9 protein-coding genes and 1 pseudogene are annotated in these 9,252 nt (G+C 71.4%); all 10 read right to left on the bottom strand.

The window, feature by feature from the left end:
• Positions 1–477: pseudogene (locus FM119_RS01805) on the bottom strand (arsenic resistance protein); the annotation flags it as partial.
• Positions 471–1,589 carry an NAD(P)/FAD-dependent oxidoreductase gene (locus FM119_RS01800; protein ID WP_087135986.1) on the bottom strand — a complete coding sequence of 373 codons (1,119 nt, stop codon included), beginning with the start codon at positions 1,587–1,589 and terminating at the stop codon, positions 471–473. The gene FM119_RS01800 and the pseudogene FM119_RS01805, both read right to left, overlap by 7 nt.
• Positions 1,590–1,806: 217 nt before the next feature.
• On the bottom strand, positions 1,807–2,103 hold the full coding sequence (locus FM119_RS01795; RefSeq protein WP_087135985.1) for a hypothetical protein: 297 nt from the start codon (positions 2,101–2,103) through the stop codon (positions 1,807–1,809).
• The gene (locus FM119_RS01790) at positions 2,100–2,438 is read right to left on the bottom strand and encodes an ArsR/SmtB family transcription factor (protein ID WP_087135984.1); all 339 of its coding nucleotides are present in this window, start codon (positions 2,436–2,438) and stop codon (positions 2,100–2,102) included. Before FM119_RS01790 ends, FM119_RS01795 begins: the two co-directional genes overlap by 4 nt.
• 111 nt (positions 2,439–2,549) lie before the next feature.
• Positions 2,550–3,260: a cyclase family protein gene (locus tag FM119_RS01785; RefSeq protein ID WP_179205150.1), complete on the bottom strand. Its 711-nt coding sequence runs from the start codon at positions 3,258–3,260 to the stop codon at positions 2,550–2,552.
• Positions 3,261–3,292: 32 nt separating this feature from the next.
• On the bottom strand, positions 3,293–4,459 hold the full coding sequence (locus tag FM119_RS01780; RefSeq protein ID WP_087135982.1) for an ABC transporter substrate-binding protein: 1,167 nt from the start codon (positions 4,457–4,459) through the stop codon (positions 3,293–3,295).
• Between the two features lie 15 nt (positions 4,460–4,474).
• Complete coding sequence (locus tag FM119_RS01775) at positions 4,475–5,509, bottom strand: ABC transporter permease (RefSeq protein WP_087135981.1); 1,035 nt, start codon at positions 5,507–5,509, stop codon at positions 4,475–4,477.
• Positions 5,506–6,507 (bottom strand): ABC transporter permease, encoded by a 1,002-nt coding sequence (locus tag FM119_RS01770; protein ID WP_087135980.1) that lies wholly within the window; start codon positions 6,505–6,507, stop codon positions 5,506–5,508. The genes FM119_RS01775 and FM119_RS01770 overlap by 4 nt, the downstream gene beginning before the upstream one ends.
• Entirely contained in the window at positions 6,504–8,015 is a 1,512-nt protein-coding gene (locus FM119_RS01765; RefSeq protein ID WP_087135979.1) for a sugar ABC transporter ATP-binding protein, read from the bottom strand. Before FM119_RS01765 ends, FM119_RS01770 begins: the two co-directional genes overlap by 4 nt.
• Entirely contained in the window at positions 8,012–9,067 is a 1,056-nt protein-coding gene (locus FM119_RS01760) for a zinc-binding dehydrogenase (protein WP_087135978.1), read from the bottom strand. Before FM119_RS01760 ends, FM119_RS01765 begins: the two co-directional genes overlap by 4 nt.
• Positions 9,068–9,252: the final 185 nt, after the last annotated feature.

Below are 9,252 nucleotides of genomic sequence, written 5' to 3'. Positions count from 1 at the left end.
CCCTCCCCCCGACGTCGCCCCTGCCCCGGTGAGCACGGCCAGCCAGAGGGGGAACAGCAGGATCTGCACCGTCAGCTGCACGGGCACGAGCGCCGCCCCCGCGACGGTGTCGCCCCCGGCCAGACGGGTGAATCCGAGGAACCAGTCGGTGCACGGTGCGAGGCAGTACAGCAGCACGCCGAGTCGCAGCGCCTCCCCCGGCAGCCAGGCGGTCACGGCCAGAGCGACGAGCGGGACGAGGAACAGGTTGACGACAAGGACCAGCCCGACCGCCCGCGGGGCGCGACGCAACGCGGCGAGGCCGTCGGGCCGCACCCCGGCGAACAGCGCGGCGACGAGCAGCAGCACGAGCGCGTCGGTGGCCGACGAGAGCACCCCGGCCACCGTCGGCGCCGTCAGCCCGACGACGCTCCCCGCCAGGATCGCGCCGACGAACAGCACGCTCGGCAGCCACGAGCGGGCCGGGGCGCTCAGCACGCGCACTCCACCCCGCAGCAGCTGAGGTCGTCGGTGAGCATGCCCGCATCGCGCCAGGCCTCGAGCGCGGAGACGTCCAGACCGAGGCCCGAGCCGATCACCCCGGCGACGTGTGCGAAGCGCTGCCGGAACTTGTAGACGAAGCAGAACTTCATGCCCCCGTGCCGCACGGCCGGCCCCGCGAGGAAGAGGCCAGGCGCGAGCGTCGACTGATCGTCGTCGTCCAGGAGCGGCCAGCCGTCCGCCCTGCGGTCGACGAGGTGCGCGACCGGGCCGAGGCCGGGCCCGTAGCCGGTCGCGAGCACCGGAGGCGTGTCGGACGTCAGCCGCGAGCCGGCGTCGAGGCTGACACCCCAGACGCCGCCACCGCGCTTGATGGCCGCGGCGTTCGCCGCGACGAGCGTGAGGTGCCCGCCCGCACGGACACGCTCGAGCCGCTGGCGCGTCCGCGGCGCCAAGCGGTAGGACGGGTCGGAGCCGGCTCCCGCGTCCCACGGCGTCGCCGCGTCGACGACGGACACGTCGACCCCCGCCTCCGCGTGGTGGCAGGCGACGTCCAGCCCGGACTCGTAGCCGCCGATCACCACGAGCCGCCCGGAGCGCGCCTCCCACGCGGCCGGGCGACCGACCGGCGAGGCGAGCCCCGCCCCGGCCACGCGCGGCGCGAGCGGCTCGGCGAACTCACCGCCGGCCCAGATGAGCGTCGTGGCCAGGACGGGGCCGCGCGAGCTCTCGACGGCGAAGCCCTCGGGATGCCGCTCCACCCGCGTCACCTCGGTGTTCGCGAGGATCGGCACGCCGAAGTGCGCGACGACGCCGCGGAGGTAGCGCGCGTACTCGGCGCCCGTCGGGTAGTCGACCCCCAGGCTGAACGCGGGAGAGGTCTGCGGATGGACGGCGTTGAGGTCGGTCGCACCGAAGCCGTTGCCGGTGAACGACGGAGTGAGGAAGCTCAGCTGCTGCGGCCAGTCGAGGAAGGTCTGCCCGACGGCGCCGCGCTCGAGAACGCCATATCGCAGGCCGTCCACGGCGTCGAGGGCGAGGGCGACGCCGACGCCCGCCGGTCCGGCGCCGATGACGAGCGCATCCAGGGTCACGGGTTCGGGCGTCATGAGCTCACCTTCTATTGAGAACAGTTCTCAATAGAGTATGGCCCTATCCCCCGGACCGCGAATCCGGGTGCCCCGCCGCGTGATCGCCCGGCGCACGCCGCACCCCGCCGAGGAGAACGGAGCACTCCCCTCACACAGCCGCCGCCGACTCCCCCACGCGGCACCGGGGGCGCCTGCCGCAGCAGACGCCCCCGGCGTGGCAATCAACGAGCGCGGATCAGTGCGCGTCGTAGTGGTCGCCGTGGACGGCGTGACGGTGCCCGTCGTGCACGTAGTCGACGTGGTCGCCGTGATCCACGGCCTCATGACCGCAGTCGGTGCCGTGGGCGTGCGTCGCCGGGGCGTGCTCGGCGACGGACTCGTGCTCGTCGTAGTGGTCGCCGTGCAGCGCGTGGTGGTGCGTTCCGTGCACGTAGTCGACGTGGTCGCCGTGCTGCACGGCCTCGTGACCACAGTCGGCGCCGTGCTGATGCTCAGTCGCGGTGTGCTCGGCGTGGATGTCGGTGACGGTCATGATGACTCCTTCGTGTGGGGTTCGGTCGGGTCCGCAGATTCCTCCGCGGCGGGCTCTCGGACGTGGGCGAGCGCATCGGCGATCACGTGACTGACATGGAGGTCGGCCAGTCGATAGCCGACCGCCTTGCCACGGCGGGTGGCCACCACGAGCCCCGCGTCGCGCAGCGTCTTCAGGTGCTGCGAGACGAGCGGTTGCGAGAGGCCGGTCGCCTCGACGAGCGCGCCGACGGAGCACTCGGCGTCGCCGATCAGCCGGAGCAGGCCCAGCCGCGACTCGTTGCCGAGCACCTTGAACAGCCGGGCCGCCTCGATGAGCCCCTCGTCCGCGTCCATGCCCCCAGCACACCACATACATAAACGAATTGCAATATATTTATGCAATTGAGCACGGTTCTCACTCCCCTGGCCGTGCCGTCGGCGTCACCCGACGACACGGCCCGGCGCTCAGCGCTCCACGAAGGCGACCGCGCGAATCGGCGACCCCGATCCTCCGACGATGTTGAGCGGCATGCCGAGGAACTGGAAGCTCGGCGGCAGCTCCGACAGCGCGGCCAGGTTCTCCATGATGAGGATCCCGTTGCCGAGCAGGGCGTAGTGGGCGGGGAACCCCTCCGTGCCGTGCTTGTCGAACCCGATGTTGTCCGAGCCCGCAGCGGAGATCCCGCGCTCGACCAGCGCGAGCGCGAGTTCCTCCGTCGGCCCTGGCCAGCCGACCAGGTACGCGTCGCTGTCCGGTTTGAGTGCCCACTTGCGGTGCCAGCCGGTGTCGAACAGCACGACGTCGCCGCGGCGGACGGCGCCGTGCTCGCGCTCGAAGCGCTCCAGCACATCGATCCCGTACAGCCCGTCGTCCACGTCGCCGTCCGCGATGTGGATGACGACACCACGCCCCAGCAGAAGCGTCGGGTCGACCTCGTCGATCCACCGGTGCTGCTCGTGCCCGTCGCGCATGAAGTGCGCCGGGGCGTCGACGTGGGTGCCGGTGTGCTCATTGAGCAGCAGCTGATAGGCCACGGCCCGCTCGCCGTGCCAGTAGGACTCCCACAGCGTGCGGAAGAAGCGGGAGTGCGTCGGGTAGCTCGGCATCCGCTCCTCGATCCGGTGACTCAGGTCGATGGGTCGGTAGCTGCGGGTGAGCTCGTCGAGGGGAAGCATGTCGGTGTCACTCTCTCTGGTTCCGTCGTCGGTCATTTGGTCTCGAACACGGCGTCGAGGGCGTCGTCGGAGATGGTGACGCCGACGGACTCGCCGTCCTCCGCCCCCTCGCCGTCCGCGATGACCTCGTCGAGGGTGACCGCCGTCGTCGTCGGGGAGATCCCCTCCATCCAGGCGGCGTCCTGCTCGCCCTCCCGGGTGATCACGTAGGGGTAGGGCACGAGGAAGGCGTTGACCAGCTCGGGGTCGAGCGGGTTCGCGGTCAGCTCCCCCTCCTTGAAGGTCTGGCCCTGCAGCAGCCGGACCATGATCTTGACACCGTCGGCGCCGATGTGGGGAGAGTTGGTGATGGCGATGCTGTCCAGCTCCGGCTGCTCCTGCCACTTGCGCAGGAACCCGTAGTTGTAGTCGCCCGTCGTGGGAACGTAGTCGCGTCCGGCCTTCTCAAAGGCACGCAGCACCCCCTCGGGCATGACCTCCTGGACGAGGACCCCGTCGATGTCCGGGTAGGCGGACAGGTACGAGCTCATCACGCTCTCCGCCGTCGTCTGAGACCACTCGCCCTCCCCCTCGGCGAGGACGTCGATGTCGGGGAAGTCCTCGAGCACGGCCGCCGCCCCCTGCTGCCTCAGCTCGTCCGCGGTCATGCCCGCGACGCCGCCGACCGTGACGATGCTGCCCTCGCCCCCGAGAGTCTCGGCCAGCCACCGGGTCTGGATGGTCCAGTAGTCGGTCTGCGGGTAGCCGACGAAGTAGGTGCCGTCATAGGCTGCGGCGTTGTCGTTCACGACGACGAGCACACCCTGCGCCTTCGCCTTCTCGATGAACGGCTCGAGCGCCGTCGACGACACCGGGTTGACCATGATGGCGTCCACGCCACGGGTCAGCATGTCGTTCAGCTGGGACAGCTGCTCGCTGACGTCGGCGTTCGTGCTCGCGACGATCAGATCGGAGACGACGCCCTCCTCGGTCAGCTCGTCGGCGACGGCTTCGATCTCGGCGATGTACTGCGCGCGCCAGGTGTTCCCGATCTGGCCGTTCGCGACTCCGATCACGAATCCCTCGCCGTCGCCTCCCGACGCGGGGTCTCCCCCTGCGGTGCTCGTGCACCCGCCGAGGGCGAGCACGGCAGCGGCGGCCAGGGCCGCCCCGGTGATGGCGGCCCTGCCGCGGGTGGAGGTGGGGGTGTAGAACACCATTGTTCTTCCTTTCGGTTAGCTACGCAGGGAGCGTTCCCTCGCGTAGACGAGGGTGAGGACGAGCAGGATGGCGCCCTGCACGGCGATGCGCGTGCCGGGGCCGAGGCCGAGGACCAGGAGCAGGCTGTCGAGCACGGTCAGGAGCACCGCACCGATCGCCGCGCCGGCGAAGGAGCCCTCGCCCCCGGAGAAACGCGCACCGCCGATGATGACCGCCGCGATGCTGAGCAGCAGGTATCCGTCGGCCATGCCCAGCTGTGCCGAGCCGGCGCTGCCCAACAGCAGGATCCCGGCGACGGCCCCGGTGACGCTCGCCGAGGTGTAGGCGAGCAGCCTGATCGAGCGGATCCGCAGCCCGCTGAGGCGAGCGGCGCCGTCGTTGGCGCCGACGAGGAACAGCGACCGGCCGGAGCGGGTCCTGCGCAGCCACAGCTCCCCGGCAACGACGAGGACGGCGACGACGAGGACGAGCCAGCGCACGGGACCGAACGCCCGGGCCGCGCCCAGTTCGGCCAGCCAGCCGGGGGCGGAGGACGGGGCGGAGCCGGCCGTGTAGGCGAAGACCGCCCCCGCGATGAGCTGTGCCATGCCCAGCGTCATCACGAGCGGGGGGATCCGGGCGAACGCGACCGCGAGCCCGGTCACGGCGCCGATCACCAGCGCGATGAGCAGGACCCCGCCGATCGCGAGCGCACTGCCGAGCGCCCCGTCCGCACGCGAAAGGAACATCGAGGCCAGGACGGCGGACATCGAGGCGACCGCGGCGACCGACAGGTCGATCCCCTCCCCACCGGAGACGACGACGAACACCTGCGAGCAGGCCAGCAGGGTGAGGATCGCCGCGATGGCCAGGAGGGAGCCGATGTTGTCCGCGGAGGCGAACCCGGGGCGGATGATCCCTCCGAGCACGAGCAGCAGCACGATGGCCGCGACGCCGACCAGACTGCGGTGTCCGTCGAGATAGGCCTTCACGCGCCGCCCGGCGCCCGGGCGCTCCAGGGGGATCGAGACGGTCTCCGTCGTCGGTGCGGTGGACGGTGAGGTGCTCATGCCGGTGCCCCTTCCTGGGCTGACGGTGACTGCGGTGCGGCCGTCCGGCGCCAGGACAGCAGGGCGCTGTCACGACGGACGAGCGAGGTGAGGACGATGCCGGCCAGGACGACGGCGCCCGTGACGGCGGAGACGAAGTACGAGGAGATCCCCAGGCTGAGCACCAGGTTCGAGATCAGGCCGAGGAACAGCGCGCCGAACACCGCGCCGACCGGGCTCCCCGTCCCCCCGGACAGCGCGACGCCCCCGATGACGGCCGCGGCGATGGCGCTCATCGTGTAGGTCCCGGCGATGTCAGGACCCCCCGTGGCGACGTTGGCGGTGAGCGCCATGGCTGCGACGGACGCGATCCCCGCACCGATCACATAGGACAGCCAGGTCACGCGTGGCACGGCGAGTCCGCTCGCGTAGGCCGCCGTGGCGTCGCCCCCGACGGCGTACATGCGCAGCGACAGCTTCGTGCGCGAGAACACGACCCATGCGGCGATGGCGGCCACGACGGCGATCAACGCCACCGGGATGTAGGCGATGCCCGAGGCGTAGCCGGCGACCATCTCCGTCGGCGCGCTGCCACCGGAGACGGGCATGACGGTGAGGCAGATGCCGTTGACGACGAACATCGTCCCGAGCGTCGCCAGCAGCGGCGGGATGCGCCCGGCCGAGACCAGCAGACCGTTGACCGCACCCACGGCGAGTGCCGCCAGCACCCCGGCCGCCACGGCGAGCACGACGGGCACGCCGTGGCCGACGAGGGTGATGAACACCACGTTCACCAGCGTCATGACGGCACCGAGGGAGAGGTCGATGCCCCCGGTGACCATGATGACCGCCATCGCCATCGCGACGAGCACGAGCGGCAGGTACGAGCCGAAGAAGTTGGTCTGCCCCACCGGGCTGAGGAAGCGGGGGTTGACGACGGCCGTGAGCGCGAACGTCACGGCGAACAGCACGATCGCTGGCGTCGACGAGGTCCTGAGCGCACCGAGGATGCGGGTCATTGCGGTGTCCTTCCGGAGGTGACGGGCAGCGATGCCTCGATGACGCGTTCGACGCTGATCTCGTCGCCGCGCAGGGTGCGCACCACGGCGCCCCGGTAGACGACGTGGATGACGCTGCCCGGGTCCGTGCCGACGACCTCGACGAGCTCCTCCTCGTCGCTGGAGGCGAACACGACGGCCGCCCCCTCCGCGGCGAGATCGACGAGCAGACGGTGCAGCTCGCGACGAGCCGCGACGTCGACGCCCTTGGTGGCGTCGTCGGCCAGCAGGAGCCTCGGGGACGTCGCCAGCCAGCGGCCGAGCACGATCTTCTGCTGGTTGCCGCCGCTGAGGGAGGAGATCGGCTGGCCGACCCGGGCGAACCTGACCCCGAGCGACTCGAGCACGGCCTTCGGCCTGGCGATGCGCCGGCGGAGCACCAGATCGCTGGTGACCGTGAGGTTCTCGCCGAGGCTGCGGATGGCGAACGTCCCCTCCGGCCCACGGTCTCCCGACACGTAGGCGATGCCGCGCCGCACGGCGGAGTGCGGGCTGCGCACGGTGACATCCTCGCCGTCGAGCTCGAAGTGCGCGCTGCCGTGAAGGCCGAAGAGGGCACGCAGCAGCTCCCGCTGTCCCTGGCCCTGGAGCCCGGCGATGCCGACGACGCGTCCGGCGTGGACGTCGAGGTCGATGGTGCCGGGCTGGGCGGGCGTGGGGAAGTCGCGCAGCCGGAGCACGCGCGGGCCGTCCGCCACGACGTCCACCGCGCTCGCCGCCCTCGCCTCGGCCAGCGGCCGCCCGATCATCTCGGTGAGCAGTTCCTCCTCGGTCGTGGTTGCGGCGTCGAACCCCGCGGTGATCCGGCCGTTGCGCAGCACGCTCACGCGGTCGCACAGGTCCAGGATCTCGCCCATGCGGTGGCCGATGAAGATGATCGCCGTTCCCTGGTCGCGCAGCCGTCGCAGGGTCTCGGACACGGTCGCGACGTTGTCGCGGTACAGCGCCGAGGTGATCTCGTCGACGATGAGCACCCGGGGCCGCCACAGGATCGCCTTGGCGAACTCGAGCATGTAGCGAACGTTCTGGGGCAGCTCGGCGACGAGGGTCTCGCCGTCCAGTTCGCCCAGCCCCACGGCGGCGAGGGCGTCGTCGGTCAGCGCGATCGTCTCCGCGCGGGAGCGGAACACGCCGCCGGGGATACGCCCGAGGACGAGGTTGTCCCTGACGGACAGCGAGGGCAGCAGGCTGAGCTCCTGGTAGGTGATGACGATCCCGTTGGCCAGTGCGTCGGCCGGCCGCGAGGCGGTGACCGCGACCCCGTCGAGCGTGATCACGCCGGCGTCGGGGACGACCGCGCCGGAGATGATCTTGGCCAGCGTGCTCTTGCCCGATCCGTTCCCTCCGAGCAGGCCGTGGATGGAGCCGCGCTCGACGTCGAGGTCGAGCTCCCGCAGTGCCAGGACGGCACCGTAGGCCTTTCGCAGTCCGCGGATGCGCAGCCCCGAGGCGTCGGCCGTGGCGTTCATCGCCCGTCCCCCGCCTCGTCGGGGTCGTCGCCGAAGCGCAGCAGCACCTTCGCGGACGCGGCGGAGTCGGCCGCGATGTCGAAGGCCTGCACGGCGTCGTCGACGGGGAGGACGTGACTGACGACGGCTCCGATCCGTGCGGCGTCGGCGAGAAGGTCGACGGCCTCGTCGAGCTCGATGTCGAAGCGCTGCGAGCCCTGCAGGGTGATCTCCTTGCTGACCAGCGCGGCGAGCGGGATGCTCAGCTCGCCCGCCGGAAGCAGGCCGAGCTGGACGATGGTCCCGCCCCGCCTGACCCAGTCCAGCGCACTGGCGAGGGACCGCGGGCTGCCGGAGGACTCGATCACCACGTCGACGCTGTCGGTGGCGGGTGCCTGATCCGTCCCGATGAGCACGGTCCGCGCCGCGCCCACCGCTCGCGCCGTCTCGAGGGGCGCGGCCTGCAGGTCGGTCACGGTGATGTCGGTCACCCCTCTCGCGCTGAGGACGGCGACGACGAGACTGCCGATCGGCCCGGCCCCGGCGACGAGGACGCGAGCGCCGACGAGGTCCTCGCCCGCGAGCGCCACGGCGTGCAGCGCGACGGCGAGGGGCTCGGCGAGGGCGGCTCGGCGCAGCGGAAGCCCGTCGGGCAGTATCCGCAGCTGCTCGGGGCGCACGATCAGGTACTCGGCGAAGCCTCCGGCGGTGTGCGGCGTTGTCGAGGCACTGCCGAGGTAGCTGCCACCGTAGGCCAGCCGCAGTCCGGCTCCGTCGCGGCTGCCGGGCGCGGGGGTCGGGGTCGCGGGATGGATGGCGACGCGCTGTCCCGGCACCGCGCGGTCGCTGACGTCGTCGGCGACCGCGTCGACGATGCCGACGATCTCGTGGCCGAGGACGAGGGGCTGCTCGATCGTGTAGATGCCGTTGCGGCCGTGGGCGGCGTAGTGCAGATCGCTTCCGCAGATGCCGCCGTAGACGACGCGCACGCGCACCTGTCCCGGCTCGGTGGCGGGAATGGGGGCTTCGCCGAGGTGCAGGCCTCCGCCCGTCACCGCATACACAGTCTTCATTGACTCTCCCTGGGGGCTCGACCGGCTCTGGTCGTGCTGTCGACCAATTTCATCAGTTGGACACTTCGTCTGTCAAGTGAGAATAATGCGGAGGCCAGACTCGGAGTCCGCACGGCGGCACCGCACCCCGGCGCCGGGGCACGCCGCGTCGCCCCGCCCCCGGAAAACCGGAGACGAGGCGATCA

Source organism: Mycetocola reblochoni REB411, assembly GCF_900163835.1.
GTDB classification, from domain to species: Bacteria; Actinomycetota; Actinomycetes; order Actinomycetales; family Microbacteriaceae; genus Mycetocola_B; species Mycetocola_B reblochoni.
The sequence above is the reverse complement of the archived record's forward strand: the minus strand, read 5'-3'. Positions and strand labels throughout refer to the sequence as shown.

Bases quoted from the DNA above. Each gene is read 5' to 3' on its own strand.
- FM119_RS01800 (WP_087135986.1), bottom strand. From the start codon at position 1,589: ATGACGCCCGAACCCGTGACCCTGGATGCGCTCGTCATCGGCGCCGGA.
- FM119_RS01795 (WP_087135985.1), bottom strand. From the start codon at position 2,103: ATGACCGTCACCGACATCCACGCCGAGCACACCGCGACTGAGCATCAG.
- FM119_RS01790 (WP_087135984.1), bottom strand. From the start codon at position 2,438: ATGGACGCGGACGAGGGGCTCATCGAGGCGGCCCGGCTGTTCAAGGTG.
- FM119_RS01785 (WP_179205150.1), bottom strand. From the start codon at position 3,260: ATGCTTCCCCTCGACGAGCTCACCCGCAGCTACCGACCCATCGACCTG.
- FM119_RS01780 (WP_087135982.1), bottom strand. From the start codon at position 4,459: ATGGTGTTCTACACCCCCACCTCCACCCGCGGCAGGGCCGCCATCACC.
- FM119_RS01775 (WP_087135981.1), bottom strand. From the start codon at position 5,509: ATGAGCACCTCACCGTCCACCGCACCGACGACGGAGACCGTCTCGATC.
- FM119_RS01770 (WP_087135980.1), bottom strand. From the start codon at position 6,507: ATGACCCGCATCCTCGGTGCGCTCAGGACCTCGTCGACGCCAGCGATC.
- FM119_RS01765 (WP_087135979.1), bottom strand. From the start codon at position 8,015: ATGAACGCCACGGCCGACGCCTCGGGGCTGCGCATCCGCGGACTGCGA.
- FM119_RS01760 (WP_087135978.1), bottom strand. From the start codon at position 9,067: ATGAAGACTGTGTATGCGGTGACGGGCGGAGGCCTGCACCTCGGCGAA.